This window comes from Burkholderia mayonis, assembly GCF_001523745.2.
GTDB classification, from domain to species: Bacteria; Pseudomonadota; Gammaproteobacteria; order Burkholderiales; family Burkholderiaceae; genus Burkholderia; species Burkholderia mayonis.
The window spans coordinates 1,246,101-1,264,004 of the sequence record NZ_CP013386.1; the positions used below are offsets into that span (position 1 = coordinate 1,246,101).

At 66.4% G+C, this 17,904-nt stretch carries 14 protein-coding genes and 2 pseudogenes; 11 read left to right on the top strand and 5 right to left on the bottom strand.

Going from position 1 to position 17,904, the window contains the following annotated elements; all coding sequences use genetic code 11:
- The first annotated feature begins 330 nt into the window (after window positions 1-330).
- The 10 genes from WS70_RS06265 (at window position 331) to astE (ending at window position 11,444) form a co-directional block, all read left to right on the top strand.
- The gene (locus WS70_RS06265; RefSeq protein WP_059468993.1) at window positions 331-1,020 is read left to right on the top strand and encodes an ABC transporter permease; all 690 of its coding nucleotides are present in this window, start codon (window positions 331-333) and stop codon (window positions 1,018-1,020) included.
- Window positions 1,017-1,730: an ABC transporter permease gene (locus WS70_RS06270; RefSeq protein WP_059468994.1), complete on the top strand. Its 714-nt coding sequence runs from the start codon at window positions 1,017-1,019 to the stop codon at window positions 1,728-1,730. Before WS70_RS06265 ends, WS70_RS06270 begins: the two co-directional genes overlap by 4 nt.
- Before the next feature lie 21 nt (window positions 1,731-1,751).
- On the top strand, window positions 1,752-2,546 hold the full coding sequence (locus tag WS70_RS06275) for an ABC transporter ATP-binding protein (RefSeq protein ID WP_059468995.1): 795 nt from the start codon (window positions 1,752-1,754) through the stop codon (window positions 2,544-2,546).
- Between the two features lie 21 nt (window positions 2,547-2,567).
- The gene (locus WS70_RS06280; RefSeq protein ID WP_059468996.1) at window positions 2,568-3,617 is read left to right on the top strand and encodes a GlxA family transcriptional regulator; all 1,050 of its coding nucleotides are present in this window, start codon (window positions 2,568-2,570) and stop codon (window positions 3,615-3,617) included.
- A gap of 614 nt (window positions 3,618-4,231) precedes the next feature.
- Entirely contained in the window at window positions 4,232-5,467 is a 1,236-nt protein-coding gene (locus WS70_RS06290) for an aspartate aminotransferase family protein (protein WP_059468997.1), read from the top strand.
- A gap of 34 nt (window positions 5,468-5,501) precedes the next feature.
- Window positions 5,502-6,560: an arginine/ornithine succinyltransferase subunit alpha gene (gene aruF / locus WS70_RS06295; RefSeq protein ID WP_059468998.1), complete on the top strand. Its 1,059-nt coding sequence runs from the start codon at window positions 5,502-5,504 to the stop codon at window positions 6,558-6,560.
- A complete protein-coding gene (gene astA / locus WS70_RS06300; RefSeq protein ID WP_059597248.1) occupies window positions 6,557-7,588 on the top strand; it encodes an arginine N-succinyltransferase in 1,032 nt (343 codons plus the stop codon). The genes aruF and astA overlap by 4 nt, the downstream gene beginning before the upstream one ends.
- A 5-nt stretch (window positions 7,589-7,593) precedes the next feature.
- Complete coding sequence (astD, locus tag WS70_RS06305; RefSeq protein WP_059469000.1) at window positions 7,594-9,057, top strand: succinylglutamate-semialdehyde dehydrogenase; 1,464 nt, start codon at window positions 7,594-7,596, stop codon at window positions 9,055-9,057.
- Between the two features lie 13 nt (window positions 9,058-9,070).
- Complete coding sequence (gene astB, locus WS70_RS06310; RefSeq protein WP_059469001.1) at window positions 9,071-10,411, top strand: N-succinylarginine dihydrolase; 1,341 nt, start codon at window positions 9,071-9,073, stop codon at window positions 10,409-10,411.
- Window positions 10,395-11,444 (top strand): succinylglutamate desuccinylase, encoded by a 1,050-nt coding sequence (gene astE / locus WS70_RS06315; RefSeq protein WP_059597247.1) that lies wholly within the window; start codon window positions 10,395-10,397, stop codon window positions 11,442-11,444. Before astB ends, astE begins: the two co-directional genes overlap by 17 nt.
- Before the next feature lie 31 nt (window positions 11,445-11,475).
- Here astE and WS70_RS06320 read toward each other — a convergent pair.
- A pseudogene (locus WS70_RS06320) lies at window positions 11,476-12,080 on the bottom strand (glutathione binding-like protein).
- A 402-nt stretch (window positions 12,081-12,482) separates the two neighbouring features.
- On the opposite strand from WS70_RS06320, the gene WS70_RS06325 reads away from it, so the two are divergent.
- Window positions 12,483-13,277, top strand: a complete 795-nt coding sequence (locus tag WS70_RS06325; protein ID WP_059469003.1) for an ABC transporter substrate-binding protein — start codon at window positions 12,483-12,485, stop codon at window positions 13,275-13,277.
- Window positions 13,278-13,454: 177 nt separating this feature from the next.
- Here WS70_RS06325 and WS70_RS06330 read toward each other — a convergent pair.
- The 4 genes and pseudogenes from WS70_RS06330 to cyoB all read right to left on the bottom strand — a co-directional run bounded on the left by WS70_RS06330 (window position 13,455) and on the right by cyoB (window position 17,902).
- A pseudogene (locus WS70_RS06330) lies at window positions 13,455-14,685 on the bottom strand (fatty acid desaturase).
- A 266-nt stretch (window positions 14,686-14,951) separates the two neighbouring features.
- Window positions 14,952-15,284, bottom strand: coding sequence for a cytochrome o ubiquinol oxidase subunit IV (cyoD, locus tag WS70_RS06335; protein ID WP_059469006.1), 333 nt, complete (start codon window positions 15,282-15,284; stop codon window positions 14,952-14,954).
- The gene (gene cyoC, locus WS70_RS06340; RefSeq protein WP_059469007.1) at window positions 15,285-15,890 is read right to left on the bottom strand and encodes a cytochrome o ubiquinol oxidase subunit III; all 606 of its coding nucleotides are present in this window, start codon (window positions 15,888-15,890) and stop codon (window positions 15,285-15,287) included.
- The gene (cyoB, locus tag WS70_RS06345; RefSeq protein WP_059469008.1) at window positions 15,890-17,902 is read right to left on the bottom strand and encodes a cytochrome o ubiquinol oxidase subunit I; all 2,013 of its coding nucleotides are present in this window, start codon (window positions 17,900-17,902) and stop codon (window positions 15,890-15,892) included. The genes cyoC and cyoB overlap by 1 nt, the downstream gene beginning before the upstream one ends.
- Window positions 17,903-17,904 lie beyond the last annotated feature (2 nt).

Sequence of the window (17,904 nt, forward strand, 5' to 3'; positions counted from 1 at the left end):
CGAAGCTGTTTCCGACCCTTTTCCTCCATCGTGCGCCGCCGCGAACCGCCCGCGGCCGCCGCTTACCGGTTGCCCATCGTCTCTATCGCAAAAGCGACTCGAAACTTGCAAAAAAAAACGGCGCACGGCCCGCGGCCGGCAACGTCCGGCACCGACGTTTCCCCCGCTAAAACAGTGCTGTGCGCGCGCCCCGCGCCACCGTCGGCGCGATATTGCAACGCAGCATTCCGCGCGACCGCCATTTGAGCCGATTTTTTTCGCTTGCGACTATCCGCGTCAAACCGGCGCAGCCGTCCGTGCGCCATTCCCATCACGATCACGGAGACAAGCGTGTTCCTATACGGCTTTGGTCCGCTCATCTGGGCCGGCACGGTGCAGACGATCGAGCTGTCGGTGCTGTCGCTCGCGGCCGCGATCGCGCTCGGCCTCATCGGCGCGGTGGCGAAGCTCTCGCACAATCGCGTGCTGCGCGCGATCGCGACGGGCTACACGACGCTCATCCGCTCGGTGCCTGATCTCGTGCTGATGCTGCTGCTCTTCTACAGCATCCAGATCTGGCTCAACCAGTTCACCGACCTGATGAACTGGGATCAGATCGACATCGATCCGTTCGTCGCGGGCGTGCTGACGCTCGGCTTCATCTACGGCGCGTACTTCACCGAGACGTTCCGCGGCGCGTTCCTGTCGGTGCCGCGCGGCCAGCTCGAAGCGGGCAGCGCGTACGGCATGAGCGGGATGCGCGTGTTCGCGAGGATCATGTTTCCTCAGATGATGCGCTTCGCGCTGCCCGGCATCGGCAACAATTGGCAGGTACTCGTGAAGGCCACGGCGCTCGTGTCGATCATCGGTCTGGCCGACGTCGTGAAAGCCGCGCAGGACGCGGGCAAGAGCACGTTCAACATGTTCTTCTTCATTCTCGTCGCGGCGCTCATTTATCTCGCGATCACGACGGTCTCCAATCTCGTGCTCAAGCAGCTCGAGAAGCGTTATTCCATCGGCGTGAGGCACGCGGAACTATGATCGAGATTCTCCAGGAATTCGGGCGCGCGTTCTTCTACTGGGACGGTCAGCGTATGTCGGGGCTTGCCGTCACGCTGTGGCTGCTCGTCGCGTCGCTTGCGATCGGCTTCGTCTGCGCGGTGCCGCTCGCGGTCGCGCGGGTGTCGAAGAATCGCTGGCTGTCGACGCCTGTGCGCTTCTACACGTACGTGTTTCGCGGCACGCCGCTCTACGTGCAGTTGCTCCTCATCTACACGGGGATGTACAGCCTCGCGTTCGTTCGCGATCATGCGTTCCTTGATGCGTTCTTCCGAAGCGGCTTCAACTGCGCGATCCTCGCGTTCGCGCTCAATACCTGCGCGTACACGACCGAGATCTTCGCGGGCGCGATCCGCGCGATTCCGCACGGCGAAGTCGAGGCGGCGCGCGCGTACGGGATGAGTCCGTTCACGATGTATCGCCGGGTGATCCTGCCGTCTTCGCTGCGCCGCGCCTTGCCGCTTTACAGCAACGAGGTGATCCTGATGCTGCATGCGACGACGGTTGCGTTCACGGCGACGGTGCCCGACATCCTGAAAGTCGCGCGCGACGCGAATTCGGCGACGTACATGGCGTTCCAGTCGTTCGGAACCGCCGCGCTGATCTATCTTGCGGTATCGTTCGCACTCGTCGCGGCCTTTCGCCGGGCGGAGCGCCACTGGCTCGCGTATCTCGCGGCCGGCCGTCATTGATTTCACTCCAGGGAGAGCCAGTTGGCAGAGACCACGACCACGAACGCCGCGTGCAAGCTCGAGGCGCGGGACATCCACAAGCGCTACGGCGACAACGAGGTGCTGAAGGGCGTGTCGCTGAACGCGAAGGCGGGTGACGTCATCAGCATCATCGGCGCGAGCGGCTCGGGCAAGAGCACGTTCCTGCGCTGCATCAACTTCCTCGAGCGGCCGAACGCGGGGCAGATCGTCGTCGACGGCGAGACGGTGCGCACGAAGGCCGATCGCGCGGGCAATCTCGAAGTCGCCGATCACAAGCAACTGCAGCGGATCCGGACGAAGCTCGCGATGGTGTTTCAGCACTTCAATCTGTGGGCGCACATGAACGTGCTCGAGAACGTGATGGAAGCGCCCGTGCATGTGCTCGGCATTCCGAAGCGCGAGGCCGAGGAGCGCGCGCGCGAATACCTCGAGAAAGTGGGGCTGGCGCCGCGCGTCGAGAAGCAATATCCATCGCACCTGTCGGGCGGCCAGCAACAGCGGGTCGCGATCGCGCGGGCGCTGGCGATGCATCCGGACGTGATGCTGTTCGACGAGCCGACGTCGGCGCTCGATCCGGAGCTCGTCGGCGAGGTGCTGAAGGTGATGCAGAAGCTCGCGGAGGAAGGACGGACGATGATCGTCGTCACGCACGAGATGGGTTTCGCGCGCAACGTATCGAACCATGTGATGTTCCTGCACCAGGGGCGCACCGAGGAAGAGGGCGATCCGGCCGACGTGCTCGCGCGCCCGCAGAGCGAGCGCCTGAAGCAGTTTCTGTCCGGCAGCCTCAAGTAACGGCCGACGCGGCAGGTCGTGATGTCCGTGAATCGTCCAGTCAGTCCCGCCCGCACGATACAGGTGGCGATCGTCGCGTTGCCGCCCGTGTCGATGTCGGGTGTCGGGCCGATCGTCGACGCACTGAATCTCGCGAACGAGATCGACGGGCGTTTGTTGTACCGCTGGCAGGTGTGCTCGTGGGACGGCCGTGCGGTGCCGCTCGCGGGCGGCGCGCAATGGCACGCGGACGCCGCGTTCAACGACGCGATCGTCTGCGACTGGCTGATCGTCGTCAGCGAGCGGTTCCAGCAGTTCGCCGACTACCGGCTCTTTCTCGCGAGTCTCGCGCGGGTCGGCCAGCGCACGCCGCTCGTGACGGGCATCCACCACGGCGTGTGGTGGCTTGCGATGGCGGGGCAACTGTCGGGCTACCGGGTGAGCGTGAACTGGGAGACGTACCAGCAGTTCGCCGAGCAGTTCGAGCGCTCGATCGTCACGCAGCAGATCTTCGAAATCGACCGTGATCGCGCGACGTGCGCGGGCGGCCAGGCGACCGTCGACTTCATGCTCGCGATGATCGGCCGCGATCACGGGCCGGAGCTGGCGGAGCGGATTGCGGACGCGCTCGGCACGGGGCCGCTTCGGAGCGGCGAGGCGCGCCAGCGGATTCCGTTCGTGACGGCGCCGGGCGAGCGACACCCGCGGCTGAACGATGCGCTGTTGCTGATGGAGGCAAACATCGAGGATCCGCTGACGACGGACGAGATCGCGGGGTTCGTCGGCGTGTCGAGGCGGCAACTCGAGCGACTCTTCAGACAGTATCTCGGCGCGATGCCGTCGAAGTACTACCTCAATTTGCGGCTGCTGAAGGCGCGCACGCAGTTGCAGCGTACGAGCAAATCCGTCGTGCAGGTCAGTCTCGCCTGCGGGTTTTCTTCGGCCGCGCATTTTTCGAATGCCTATCGGGAGCGGTTCGGCGTCACGCCGCGCGAGGATCGGCGAGCGTGGCTCGAGAAGCAGCACGGGAAGGGGGGCGCCGAGCCGCCTCGGGCGGGGGCTTTGGTGGAGCGGCCTTCTGTTGAGGACTGAGCGCTCCTTGGGGGCGCTTTGACTGGCACAGCCCCTAACGAGTCGCGTCGGATGAGAACGCGGAGTGGATCGCGCAGGGTCTGTGTCGTTGAATCGCTCACCGGAGCGGTATACCGTCCGCCAGCTCCATCCTCGCTGCGCTCGGATGATGAGCGCATCCAGAGGAGAGGCGAACGATGAGTGTCTGGTGTTCGAATAATTCGCATACCTTGCGATGAGTGATTAGCGGACATGCATCGTGCGAAGTGGGTTATGGAATAGAAGAATGGTGTGCAGCGAATCGCGCGGCGAAGCTGGCGCAGGAAAGGAGCGCAGCTCCCTTTGCTGTCCGCCCAAGGATGCGCCTTTCTTTTGGTCACTTTTCTTTGGCAAGACAAAGAAAAGTGACCCCCGCCCCGGGGAGGGGCGACGCTAATCGACCGCTAACATCACAGGTCATCCACGACACACCCGAAACAACCACCCGAAACAACCGACAAAAAACCGTCGCCCACCGGAAAGGGCATACCAAACCCCACCCTACCCGATAAATCCCGTCGCAATTCCGCAAGACGCCTCGCGCCACGTTGCCTAAACTTGAATCTGTTACCTCTTACGAAACGAAAGGAATCGTCATGAAGAGCCCGAACGTGTCCCGTCAGACTTTCGATGAAGTGATGGTGCCGGTGTTCGCCCCCGCGCCGTTCGTGCCCGATCGCGGCGAAGGCTCGCGCGTGTGGGACACGGAAGGCCGCGACTATGTCGACTTCGCGGGCGGCATCGCCGTCACCGCGCTGGGTCACGGCCATCCGGCGCTCCTCAAGGTGCTCGACGAGCAAAGCCGCAAGCTCTGGCACATCGGCAACGGCTACACGAACGAGCCTGTTCTGCGCCTCGCGAAGCGCCTCGAATCGCTCACGTTCGCCGATCGCGCATTCTTCGCGAACTCCGGCGCCGAAGCGAACGAGGCCGCCCTCAAGCTCGCGCGCCGCGTCGCGTTCGAACGGCACGGCGCCGACAAGTACGAGATCGTGTCGTTCCTCCAGTCGTTCCACGGCCGCACGTTCTTCACGGTCAGCGTCGGCGGACAACCGAAGTATTCCGAAGGCTTCGGCCCCGTGCCCGCAGGCATCCGGCATCTGCCGTTCAACGACATCGCCGCCGCCAAGGCCGCAATCGGCCCGAAGACCTGCGCCGTGATCGTCGAGCCGATCCAGGGCGAGGGCGGCGTCATTCCCGCCGATCCCGCATTCCTGAAGGCGCTGCGCGAAGCGTGCGACGCGCACGGCGCACTCCTCATCTTCGACGAGGTGCAGACGGGCGTCGGCCGCACCGGCCACTTCTACGCGTACATGGACACGGGCGTCACGCCCGACATCCTGACTACCGCGAAGGCGCTCGGCAATGGCTTCCCGATCGGCGCGATGCTCACGACGAAAGCACTCGCCGCGCACTTCAAGGTCGGCGTGCACGGCACGACGTACGGCGGCAACCCGCTCGCGTCGGCGATCGCCGAGAAGGTCGTCGAGCTCGTCAGCGATCCGGCGCTCCTCGAGGGCGTCAAGGAACGCAGCGAGCGGCTGAAGGCCACGCTCGACAAGATCAATGCGCGCTTCAAGCTCTTCAAGGAAGTCCGCGGCAAGGGCCTCCTGATCGGCGTCGAGCTCGTCGACGCGTTCGACGGCCGCGCGAAGGATTTCGTGTCGGCTGCGGCCGAGCACGGCGTCATCATGCTGATCGCGGGCCCGAACGTGCTGCGCTTCGCGCCGTCGCTCGTGATCCCGCTCGACGTGCTCGACGAAGGTCTCGCGCGCTTCGAGAAGGCGGTCGAGCAAGTGCTCGCCGCGCAAGCCGAAGCGGCCTCGCGCTAAGCCGCCCGTATCGCTGACGTAGACAGGAACGACGATGCTCTTCGTACGCCCCGGCAGACTCGCCGATCTCGACGCGCTCGCGCAGATGGCGCGCACCGCGCAACCCGTGCTGCATTCGCTGCCGCACGACCGCGCCGCGCTCGAAGCGCGCGTCGCGCTTTCCGAAGACTCGTTTCGCGCGGAAGTCGACTTCCCCGGCGAGGAGTTCTATCTGTTCGTGCTCGAGGACGGCGCGACGGGCAAATTGCTCGGCACCGCGAGCATCGTCGCCGCGGCCGGCTACGCGGAGCCGTTCTACGCGTTTCGCAACGACGCGCTGATCCACGCGTCGCGCGAGTTGCACGTGAACCGCAAGATCCACGCGCTCACGATGTCGCACGAATTGACGGGCAAGAGCCGGCTCGCCGGCTTCTACGTCGATCCGTCGCTGCGCGGCGACGCCGCCGCGCACCTGATCTCGCGCGCACGGATGATGTACGTCGCCGCGAACCGCAGCCGCTTCACGCCCGAGGTGTTCTCGCTGCTGCTCGGCGTCACCGACGAAACGGGCGCGTCGCCGTTCTGGGAGGCGGTCGGCCGCAAGTTCTTCGGCCGCGACTTCGCCGCGGTCGAGATCGAATCGGGCGGCCGAAGCCGCACGTTCATCGCCGAAGTGATGCCGACCTATCCGCTCTACGTGCCGCTCCTGCCCGAAGCCGCGCAGCGCGTGCTCGGCGAGCCGAACGAGCATGCGCTCCTCGCGTACGACATCCATCTCGAGGAAGGCTTCGAGCCAGACCGCTACGTCGACATCTTCGACGCCGGCCCCGTGCTGACCGCGCAGGTCGACCGCGCCGCGTGCGTGACGAAGAACGCGCAGCGCACGGTGCGCGAGGCGGCGCGCGCGCACGGCGACACCACGTATCTGCTGTCGAGCGGGCGCGGCGACGCGTTTCGCTGCGTGCTCGCGGACCTGCCCGACGACAGCGCCGACGCGCCGCTGCCCGCCGACGCGCGCGCGGCGCTCGGCGTCGCCGACGGCGACACGGTGCGCTGCGTGCCGCTGCATCAGCGCGACGGCCAACCGACGGACCAACCAGGAGACGCAGCATGATCGTCGTTCGGGTCGTACAAACGGGCGACGTGGACGCGCTCGTCGCGCTCGCGCAGGAAACCGGACCGGGCCTCACCACGTTCAAGCCGGATCGCGACGCGCTCGCCGCGCGCATCGAGCGCACGCGCCGCACGCTCGAGAATTGCGCGACGCCCGCCGAAGCCGGCTATTTCTTCGTGATGGAAGATTCGCAGTCGGGCGACATCGCCGGCGTATGCGGGATCGAGACCGAGGTCGGCCTCGCGCAGCCGTTCTACAACTATCGCGTGAGCACGGTCGTCCACGCGAGTCAGGATCTCGGCGTGTGGACGAAGATGTCGCTCCTGAACATCTCGCACGACCTGACGGGCTATGCGGAAGTGTGCTCGCTGTTCCTGAGCCCGCGCTACCGGACGGGCGGCTTCGGCGGCCTGTTGTCGCGCTCGCGCTTCATGTTCATCGCGCAGTTTCGCGAACGGTTTCCCGAGCGCATCTGTGCGGAGCTGCGCGGCCACTTCGACGAAGACGGCACGTCGCCGTTCTGGCGCGCGGTTGGTTCGCACTTCTATCAGATCGATTTCAACGCCGCGGACTACCTGAGCTCGCATGGCCGCAAGTCGTTCCTCGCGGAACTGATGCCGCGCTTTCCGGTTTACGTCGACCTGCTGCCGCAGGACGCGCAGGACTGCATCGGCGTCACGCACCGCGACACGCTGCCCGCGCGCAAGATGCTCGAGGCGGAAGGGCTGCGCTATCAGAACCACGTCGACATCTTCGACGCGGGCCCCGTGCTCGAATGCCACGTCTCGGATCTGCGCACGGTGCGCGAAAGTGTCGTCGCGCCGGTCGAGATCGGCGCGCCCGCCGCGCGCGCCGACGCGCCGCGCTCGCTCGTGTCGAACACGTCGCTGTCCGATTTCCGCGTCGGCGTCGCACCGGGGCTCGTCGTGAACGGCGCGTTCACGCTGTCGGCCGGCGATGCCGCCGCGCTGCGCGTGAGCGAGGGCGATTTCGTGCGCGTGCTGCCGCTCAAACCCAAACAGGGATAACGAACATGACTGAACTCTTCATCGACGGCGCCTGGGTCGACGGCGCCGGCCCCGTCTTCTCGTCGCGCAACCCGGGCACGAACGCACGCGTGTGGGAAGGCGCGAGCGCGTCGGCCGCCGACGTCGACCGCGCGGTCGCCAGCGCGCGGCGCGCGTTCGCCGGCTGGTCGGCGCTCGATCTCGACGCGCGCTGCGCGATCGCCAAGCGCTTCGCGGCGCTCCTCGTCGAGCGCAAGGAAGCGCTCGCGACGATGATCGGCCGGGAAACCGGCAAGCCGCTGTGGGAAGCGCGCACCGAAGTCGCGTCGATGGCGGCGAAGGTCGACATCTCGATCACCGCCTATCACGAGCGCACGGGCGAAAGGCGCGCGCCGATGGCCGACGGCGTCGCGGTGCTGCGGCACCGTCCGCATGGCGTCGTCGCGGTGTTTGGTCCCTACAACTTCCCGGGTCATTTGCCGAACGGGCACATCGTACCGGCGCTCATCGCAGGCAACACGGTCGTGTTCAAGCCATCGGAGCTCGCGCCCGGCGTCGCGCGCGCGACCGTCGAGATCTGGCGCGACGCGGGGCTGCCAGCGGGCGTGCTGAATCTCGTGCAGGGCGAGAAGGACGCGGGCGTCGCGCTTGCGAACCATCGGCAGATCGACGGGCTCTTCTTCACCGGCAGCTCGGACACGGGCACGCTGCTGCACAGGCAGTTCGGCGGCCGGCCCGAGATCGTGCTCGCGCTCGAGATGGGCGGCAACAATCCGCTCGTCGTCGCCGACGTCGAGGACGTCGATGCGGCCGTCCATCACGCGATCCAGTCGGCGTTCCTGTCGGCGGGGCAGCGCTGCACGTGCGCGCGCCGCATCCTCGTGCCGCAAGGCGCGTTCGGCGACCGCTTCCTCACGCGCTTCGCGGACGTCGCGTCGAAGATCACGGCGGATGTCTACGACGCCGATCCGCAGCCGTTCATGGGCGCGGTGATCTCGGCGCGGGCGGCCGCGCGTCTCGTCGCCGCGCAGGCGCGGCTCGTCGAGCTGGGCGCTGTGCCGATCATCGAGATGAAGCAGCGCGATTCCGCGCTCGGCTTCGTGAACGCGTCGATCCTCGACGTGACCGACGTGCGCGATTTGCCCGACGAGGAGCACTTCGGCCCGCTCGCGCAGATCGTTCGCTATCGCGGCCTCGACGACGCGATCGCGCGCGCGAACGACACCGCGTTCGGCCTGTCGGCGGGGCTCCTCGCCGACGACGGCCAAGCCTGGGACACGTTCCGCCGCGCGATTCGCGCGGGCATCGTGAACTGGAACCGGCCGACCAACGGCGCGTCGTCTGCGGCGCCGTTCGGCGGCGCGGGCCGCTCGGGCAATCATCGCCCGAGCGCGTACTACGCGGCCGATTACTGCGCGTACCCGATGGCGTCGGTCGAAAGCGCGCAATTGCAGATGCCCGCGAGCCTGTCGCCGGGCCTTCATTTCTGAGCAGGATGCGACGATGAACGCTAAAGAAGCCAATTTCGACGGGCTCGTCGGCCCGACCCATAACTACGCGGGGCTGTCGTTCGGCAACGTCGCGTCGCTGTCGAACGAGAAGTCCGACGCGAACCCGAAGGCGGCCGCGAAGCAGGGGCTGCGCAAGATGAAGCAGCTCGCGGACCTCGGCTTCGCGCAGGGCGTGCTGCCGCCGCAGGAGCGGCCGTCGCTGCGCCTGCTGCGCGAGCTCGGCTTTTCCGGCAAGGACGCCGACGTGATCGCGAAGGCGGCGAAGCAGGCGCCCGAGATCCTCGCGGCCGCGAGCTCCGCGTCCGCGATGTGGACCGCGAACGCGGCGACGGTGAGCCCGTCCGCGGACACGAGCGACGGCCGCGTGCACTTCACGCCGGCGAACCTGTGCAGCAAGCTGCATCGCGCGATCGAGCACGAGTCGACACGCCGCACGCTCGCCGCGATCTTCGCGGACGAGTCTCGCTTTGCCGTGCACGACGCGCTGCCCGGCACGCCGGCGCTCGGCGACGAAGGCGCGGCGAACCACACGCGGTTTTGCGCAGAGTACGGCGCGGCGGGCGTCGAGTTCTTCGTGTACGGCCGCGCCGAATACCGGCGCGGGCCGGAGCCGACGCGCTTTCCGGCACGCCAGACGTTCGAGGCGAGCCGCGCGGTCGCGCATCGCCACGGCCTGCGCGAAGAGGCGACGATCTATGCGCAGCAGAGCCCGGACGTGATCGACGCGGGCGTGTTCCACAACGACGTGATCGCGGTCGGCAATCGCGACACGCTGTTCTGCCACGAGCGCGCGTTCGTCGACAAGCAGTCGATCTACGATGCGCTGACCGCGTCGCTCGGCGCGCTCGGTGCGAAGCTGAACGTGATCGAGGTGCCGGATCGCGCGGTGAGCGTCGCCGACGCGGTCGGCTCGTATCTGTTCAACAGCCAGCTGCTGGCGCGCGAAGACGGTACGCAGATGCTTGTCGTGCCGCAGGAATGCCGCGAGAACGCGAACGTGTCCGCGTATCTCGACGCGCTCGTCGCCGGCAGCGGACCGATTCGCGACGTGCGCGTGTTCGATCTGCGCGAGAGCATGAAGAACGGCGGCGGGCCCGCGTGCCTGCGGCTGCGCGTCGTGCTGAGCGACGCGGAGCGCGCGGCGGTGAAGCCGAACGTGTGGATCGACGATACGCTGTTCGCGTCGCTCGACGCGTGGATCGACAAGCATTATCGGGACCGGCTGTCGCCCGCGGATCTCGCCGATCCGGCGCTGCTCGACGAATCGCGCACCGCGCTCGACGCATTGACGCGGATCCTCGGCCTTGGCTCGCTCTATGACTTCCAGCGCTGATCGCGGCAGCGACGCCGTCTGGCTCGAAGACTTCCTCGCGCTGACGCTCGCGGGCGACACGCCGCGCACGGAAGCGGGCGAATGCGCGGCGCGCGCGGTGCGCTGGCGCTGGCTCGGCGACGGCCTGCTGCAACTCGAGCCGGCCGACGCGGCGCTGCGGATGCAGAGCGTGCTCGTGTCGGCGGGCGTGCACGGCGACGAAACGGCGCCGATCGAGTTGCTGTCGATGCTCGTGCGCGATCTCGCGCGCGGCGCGCTGCCGCTGCGCTGTCGGCTGCTCGTCGCGCTCGGCAATCCGGGCGCGATGCGCGCGGGCGAGCGCTATCTCGACGACGATCTGAACCGGCTGTTCGGCGGCGTTCGCACGCCCCGCGCGGCAAGTCGCGAGGTGCCGCGCGCGGCGGTACTGGAAGCGGCCGCAGTGCGCTTCTTCTCGATGGCGGGCCGCGCGCGCGGCGCGCGTTGGCACATCGACATGCACACGGCGATCCGCGCGTCGGTGTTCGAGCAGTTCGCGCTCTTGCCGCACACGGGCGAGCCGCCGACGCGCACGATGTTCGAGTGGCTCGGCGAAGCAAGGATCGCGGCGGTGCTGCTGCATACGACGAAGGGCAACACGTTCTCGCATTTCACGGCAGCGTCCTGCGGCGCGCTCGCGTGCACGCTCGAGCTCGGCAAGGTGATGCCGTTCGGCGAGAACGATCTCGAGCGTTTCGCGGGCGCCGACGCGGCCGTGCGCGGCCTTGTGTCCGGCCGCCGCGACGCGCCGGGCGGGCCGCTGCCGCGCGTGTTCACGGTCGTCGACCAGATCACGAAGCAAAGCGACGCGCTCGAGCTGTTCGTCGCGAAGGACGTGCCGAACTTCACGCCGTTCGCGCAAGGCACGCTGCTCGCGCGCGACGGCGATTACCGCTATGCGGTGCGTCGCGCGGAAGAGCGCATCGTGTTTCCGAATCCGTCCGTCAAGCCCGGCTTGCGGGCGGGGCTGCTTGTCGTCGAGACGACGGGTGACACGCACGCCGCGCTCGCTTGAGCCGCGCGCGGCGTGCGTCGGTGGAGCAGCGCTACTTCGCGAGCCCTTCGGCGACGAACGCTTCGCGCACCTTCGGCGTGCGGCGACGCGCTCCATGAACGCGCGCACGCGCGGATACGCATCGAGCGGCAGCTGCAGGAAGTTCGACCAGTTGACGATCGTAAACAGATAGATGTCGGCGACCGTGAAACGGCCGATCAGATAATCGCGCCCTTCGAGATGCGCGTCGACGTTCTTCAGGCGCGCATCGATCCGCGCGATGCATGCCTGCCGCGTCGAATCGGCGGTGTCCTTGCGCCATAGCCATCCGTAGCTCTTGTGCAGCTCGGTCGCGACGAAGGACAGTCATTCGATCGTGTCGTAGCGCTCGGCGGCGCCATGCACGGGAATCAGCGCGCCCGCGTTCACGAGATCGCCGATCCGCTGCAGCAGCGCGGCGGCTTCGGTGTGGCGCGAGCCGTCGTCGAATTCGACGAGCGGCACGTAGCCGCGCGGCGAGATCGCGTAATAGTCGCTGCCGTCCGCGAGTTCGTGCTTCTGCAGATCGACCTTGACGCCTTCGAACGGAATGCCGCCTTCCGTCAGCGCAATGCGCACGGCGAGCGAGCATGCGCCGGGTGAGTAATACAGCTTCATCGGTTGACGCCTCCTTTGGAAAGATCCGGGGGCCGATTGGCCGGGACGCGCCGAAGCTGCGGGCGCGCCTCGTTAAAATAGCACCGGCTCGCGCGGGCGGCATGCGGGCGTGCAATGATCGAGGATGCGCGATGCGCGACGGCGGCGTATCTGCGCCGACGTGCGCGGATGCGACATCGTTTTGCGCTTTTCGCGCGCCGGCGCGTTGCGAGCCGCAGCGATCGCCGTTTCCCCCCTTTTCGGCCGCGCGCGCCCGCACGGGGCGGTACAATCGCGCGGTTGCGGCTGTTGCGCCGCATCAAGAGCGGTCCGTGCATTTGTCCGGACGATCCGGCGCTGCGAAGATGCGCCGGTACGAGTAGCGTGTTGAATCCATTTGATCGTATCGAGGAGATCTCCCTGATGAAGTTGACGTGGCAAAAGACGGCCGCCTGCGCGCTCGCCGCGGCCGCAGCCTTTGCGACGAGCGGCGCGTTCGCCGCTGACCTGAAGGAAATCCGCTTCGGCGTCGAGGCGTCGTACGCGCCGTTCGAATACAAGATGCCGGATGGCAAGCTGGCGGGCTTCGATGTCGACATCGGCAACGCCGTGTGCGCGAAGCTGAAGGTGAAGTGCATATGGGTCGAGAACGCGTTCGACGGGCTGATTCCGGCGCTGCAGGCCCGGAAGTTCGACGCGATCAACTCCGACATGACGATCACCGATCAGCGTCGCAGGGCGATCGATTTCACCGATCCGATCTACACGATCCCGAACCAGTTGATCGCGAAGAAGGGCAGCGGGCTGCTGCCGACGACCGCGTCGCTGAAGGGCAAGCGTATCGGCGTGCTGCAGGGCACGATCCAGGAGGCGTACGCGAAGAAGCGCTGGGCGCCGGCGGGCGTCGAAGTCGTGCCGTACCAGACGCAGGACCTCGCGTATGAAGACCTGAAGTCAGGCCGCCTCGACGCGACGTTCCAGGATTCGGAGGCGGGTGCGAAGGGTTTCCTGTCGAAGCCGCAAGGCGCGGGCTTCGCGTTCGCGGGCGACCACGTGAGCGATGCCGAGATCCTCGGCACAGGCGTCGGTTTCGGTCTGCGCAAGAACGATGCGCAGTTGAAGACCGCGGTCAACCAGGCACTGAAGGAGCTGAAGGCCGACGGCACGATCGACGGCCTCGCGAAGAAGTACTTCAGCGTGCCCGTGACGCTCAAGTAACGCATTCGACGGGCGGCTCGCCGCCGCGTCTCGATGCTCGATCCGACTCTGACTGGCCGCGCAAGCGGCCGGTTTCGTTTCGGCCACGCAGCTTGCGCGGTCGACGCCGTCGCGTCCGCGAATGTGCCTCCGTCGCGGCAGGCGCCGGGGACGCGATCGGCCGCGCGGCGGCACGCATCATGCGTCGCGCGGCGCGTCGATCGGACGCTGGTCCGCCATCGGCGCATCCGCGCGGAGATGCGCGTCGCTCGTCGGACGGCCGAGATAGTCGGTCCAGCACTTGCGCTCGATGTCGTAGAGCTTGCAGCGCCGCGCCGTATCGAAATACCAGCGCCAGCTGAAGCGCTGCACGACGATCCGCCCCGGCAGCATCGCTTCGAGTTTCGCCTGTGCGTCTTTCAACCCGTACAGCGGGATGCTCATGTCGACGTGGTGCGCGGTGTGCTCCATGATGTGATGCATCAGTCCGCCGATGCCGCACGGGAACGTCAGGTGCAGCGTCGTCGACACGAACGGCGCCGTGCGCGACCATTCGGCGCGGTTCGCGTGCCACGAGATCCGCGGATCGGTGTGGTGGACGTAGACGACGAAGCCGATCATCGAGCACCAGAACAGGAACGGAACGACGACGCTCGCGACGAGCAGCAGGAGCGTCGACTGGTGCGTCGCCGCCGCGATCCAGACGACCGCGCCGATCCAGATCGCGGCGAAGCCCGTGACGAGCAGGCAGTCGCGCCGGAACACGGGCCGCGACGCGCCGAGATAGGTCTTCGTCGGAAAGTACATCCGCAGCCACCAGATTTCGACGAGATAGTAGAGCCCGGGCGCCCAGCCGCTGCGATAGAGGCGATCGAGGAAGCGCCGCGTCGGCGACAGCGCGGCGAACTCGTCGGGCGTATGCGGCGCCCATACGAAGTCGAAGCCTTTCAGGTTCGTGTAGCCGTGATGGACGACGTTATGGCCGACTTCCCACAGGCTGTACGGCGTCAGCGACGGCAGGAACGCGATGCGGCCGAGCCAGCGGTTGAGCCGGTGATTCGGCGTGAGACTCTGGTGGCACGCGTCGTGGCCGATGATGAACAGGCGTCCGGTGACGAAGCCTGCCGCCATGCCGCAGACGATTTTCACGATGCTCGACGGCGCGAGCAGCGCGCCCGCGAACGCGGCGAAGAGCAGCAGGTAGTCGACGACGAGCAGCACGATCGAGCGCGCGATCACGCGCTGGCCGAACGGCGTGATCCATGAGCGGACGACCTTGCGGTGCGGCATCGGTTCGTCGACATGAACCGGGGTGAAAGAGTCGTTCATAAAATCGGCACCACAAAAAGACATCGAAGCGCCGACGCCCGTGCTCCGCGATGCGCCGACCGAATGGCGTCGACGGGCGGGGGAGGGCGGCGGCGCGCATATCGGTCGCCGGATCGCAGACGGAACGCTTGCCGCACGCGCGGCATCGCGATCCCGACCGCGTCGGCGAGCGCGGCCGGCGACCGCGTCGGCGGAGGATTCGGCGAGCGAATCGGAAACGGCTCGCGCGACATCGGCGAAATCAACTTCGCGTTTACGCCGGGCAAACGGTTGGGTCGACGCACGCATGCGATCCGACACGATCCGGCAGCGACAAAAGCAATGCCGTCCCGCGCGGGACGGCATCGACGAAAGGCAAGGAAACGGCTATCGCGACATCATGTTCATGTGGACGTTGTGCATGACCCAGAGCGTGCCGAAGATCAGGATCAGTGCGGTCAGCACCGTGTAGCTGAACGCCATCACGTTCCAGCGCTGGCTCGACGACGTGTTCATGTGCAGGAAGTACACGAGGTGCACGACGATCTGCACGCCCGCGAGCACGGCGAGCGACACGAGCGCTTCGCGCGGCGGCAGCACGCCGCCCATCACGAGGCCGAACGATGCGGCCGTCAGCAGCACCGACAGCACGAAGCCCGCGATGTAGCCGCCCATGGTGCCGTGCGCTTCATCGCCGTGAGAAGGATGCGTATGTGCCATTTAGATCACGCTCGCAAGATAGACAAAGGAAAACACGCAGATCCAGACGATGTCGAGGAAGTGCCAGAAGAGGCTGAGGCACGTGAGTCGGCGCACGTCGCGCTCGGTCAGTTCGGGGCGGCGCAGCGCCTGCAGCGCGAGCACGACCATCCATACGAGGCCGGCCGTCACGTGCAGCCCGTGCGTGCCGACGAGCGTGAAGAACGACGACAGGAATGCGCTGCGCTGCGGCCCCGCGCCTTCGGCGATCAGGTGCGAGAACTCGCGCAGTTCCATCGCGAGAAAGGCCGCGCCGAGCGCGAACGTCACCGCGAGCCAGCCGAACACCGCGCCGCGCTGCCGCTTGTGCGCGCCGATCATCGCGAAGCCGTACGTGATGCTGGAGAGCAGCAGCGCGGCGGTTTCGAGCGCGACGCCAGGAATGTCGAACAGATCCTTGCCGGTCGGACCGCCCGCGAACTGATTGCCGAGCACGGCGAACGTGGCGAACAGCGCCGCGAAAATGATGCAGTCGGTCATCAGGTACAGCCAGAAGCCGAACACCGAATGCGACGGCGGATGATCGTGCGATGCCGCGTGGTCGAGCATCATCGTGTTGTGCGACATCAATTGACCTCCAGTTCGACTTCCGCCGGCTGTGCCGGAATGCGTGTGCCGCCACGCTTTTCTTCGATCTTGCGGACCGTTTCGGCCGGAATGTAATAGCCGTCGTTATCGCGCGCGCTATACAGGATCACGGTCGCGACGATGCCGGCGAACGCCGCGATCGCGAGCCACCAGATGTGCCACACGAGCGCGAAGCCGAGGATCAGGCTGAACATGCCGACGATAAAGCCCGCACTCGTGTTCGACGGCATGTGGATGTCCTGATAGACGATCTTCTTGCCGGCGCCGAGACCGAGGCCGTGTTCCTTGCGGTACGCGAATTCGTCGAGCGCGTGCACGGTCGGAATCACCGCGAAGTTGTAGACGGGCGGCGGCGACGTCGTCGCCCATTCGAGCGTGCGGCCATTCCACGGATCGCCCGTTGCGTCGCGGTATTCGGGCTGGTTGCGGTTGCGCACCGCGACCCACACCTGCGCGACCTGGTGCAGCACGCCGACCGCGATCAGCGCGACGCCGCATGCTGCGACGATGAGCCACGGATGCCATGCCGGATTGTCGTAATGGTTCAGACGCCGCGTCATCCCCATGAAACCGAGTACGTAGAGCGGCACGAACGACACGTAGAAGCCGACGAACCAGCACCAGAACGCGCGCTTGCCGAGCTTCTCGTCGAGCTTGAAGCCGAACGCCTTCGGGAACCAGTAATGGAAGCCCGCGAAATAGCCGAACACGACGCCGCCGATGATCGCGTTGTGGAAGTGCGCGATCAGGAACAGGCTGTTGTGCAGCACGAAGTCCGCGCCGGGGATCGCCATCATCACGCCCGTCATCCCGCCGAGCGTGAACGTCACCATGAAGCCGATCGTCCATAGTACGGGCGCGGTGAACTCGATGCGGCCGCGGTACATCGTGAACAACCAGTTGAAGATCTTCACGCCGGTCGGGATCGCGATGACCATCGTCATGATCCCGAAGAACGCATTGACGTTCGCGCCCGAGCCCATCGTGAAGAAGTGGTGCAACCACACGAGGAAAGCGAGCACCATGATCGCGCACGATGCGTAGACCATCGTCTTGTAGCCGAAGAGCGGTTTCTTCGCGAACGTCGCGATCACTTCCGAGTAGATGCCGAACGCGGGCAGCACGAGGATGTACACCTCCGGATGGCCCCACGCCCAGATCAGGTTCAGATAGACCATCGCGTTGCCGCCGGCGTCGTTCGTGAAGAAGTGCATGCCGAGATAGCGGTCGAGGCCGAGGAGGGCGAGCGCGACGGTCAGGATCGGGAACGTCGCCATGATGAGGACGTTCGAGCAGAGCGCCGTCCACGTGAACACCGGCATCTTCATCAACGTCATGCCGGGCGCGCGCATCCGGATGATCGTCACGAAGAAGTTGATCGCGGTGATCAGCGTGCCGACGCCGGATATCTGGAGCGCCCATAGATAGTAGTCGACGCCGACGCCCGGACTGAACTGCAATTCCGACAACGGCGGATACGCGAGCCAGCCCGTTTGCGCGAATTCGCCGACGATCAGCGAGACGTTCATCAGCAGCGCGGCGACGGCCGTCATCCAGAAGCTCAGCGAGTTGAGGAACGGGAACGCGACGTCGCGCGCGCCGATCTGCAGCGGCACGATCAGATTGAAGAGGCCGACGAGAAGCGCCATCGCCATGAAGAAGATCATGATGACGCCGTGCGCGGTGAAGATCTGGTCGTAGTGATGCGGCGGCAGATAGCCGGGACCGTTGTACGCGAACGCGAGCTGCAGGCGCATCATCACGGCGTCCGCGAAGCCGCGCAGCAGCATCAGCACCGCGACGACGATATACATCACGCCGATCTTCTTGTGGTCGACCGACGTGAGCCACTCGGTCCACAGCCATTTCCAGCGATTCGTATAGGTCAGCGTGCCGACGACCGACAGCGCGACGAGAGCCATGAGCGCGGCCGCGCCCATGACGATCGGCTGATCGAACGGGATCGCCGAAAGCGTCAATTTACCGAACATGC

Excerpts from the sequence above, each read along its gene's own strand:
- WS70_RS06270 (WP_059468994.1), top strand. The coding sequence starts at position 1,017 with ATGATCGAGATTCTCCAGGAATTCGGGCGCGCGTTCTTCTACTGGGAC.
- WS70_RS06280 (WP_059468996.1), top strand. The coding sequence starts at position 2,568 with ATGTCCGTGAATCGTCCAGTCAGTCCCGCCCGCACGATACAGGTGGCG.
- WS70_RS06290 (WP_059468997.1), top strand. The coding sequence starts at position 4,232 with ATGAAGAGCCCGAACGTGTCCCGTCAGACTTTCGATGAAGTGATGGTG.
- aruF (WP_059468998.1), top strand. The coding sequence starts at position 5,502 with ATGCTCTTCGTACGCCCCGGCAGACTCGCCGATCTCGACGCGCTCGCG.
- astA (WP_059597248.1), top strand. The coding sequence starts at position 6,557 with ATGATCGTCGTTCGGGTCGTACAAACGGGCGACGTGGACGCGCTCGTC.
- astD (WP_059469000.1), top strand. The coding sequence starts at position 7,594 with ATGACTGAACTCTTCATCGACGGCGCCTGGGTCGACGGCGCCGGCCCC.
- astB (WP_059469001.1), top strand. The coding sequence starts at position 9,071 with ATGAACGCTAAAGAAGCCAATTTCGACGGGCTCGTCGGCCCGACCCAT.
- astE (WP_059597247.1), top strand. The coding sequence starts at position 10,395 with ATGACTTCCAGCGCTGATCGCGGCAGCGACGCCGTCTGGCTCGAAGAC.
- WS70_RS06325 (WP_059469003.1), top strand. The coding sequence starts at position 12,483 with ATGAAGTTGACGTGGCAAAAGACGGCCGCCTGCGCGCTCGCCGCGGCC.
- cyoD (WP_059469006.1), bottom strand. The coding sequence starts at position 15,284 with ATGGCACATACGCATCCTTCTCACGGCGATGAAGCGCACGGCACCATG.
- cyoC (WP_059469007.1), bottom strand. The coding sequence starts at position 15,890 with ATGTCGCACAACACGATGATGCTCGACCACGCGGCATCGCACGATCAT.
- cyoB (WP_059469008.1), bottom strand. The coding sequence starts at position 17,902 with ATGTTCGGTAAATTGACGCTTTCGGCGATCCCGTTCGATCAGCCGATC.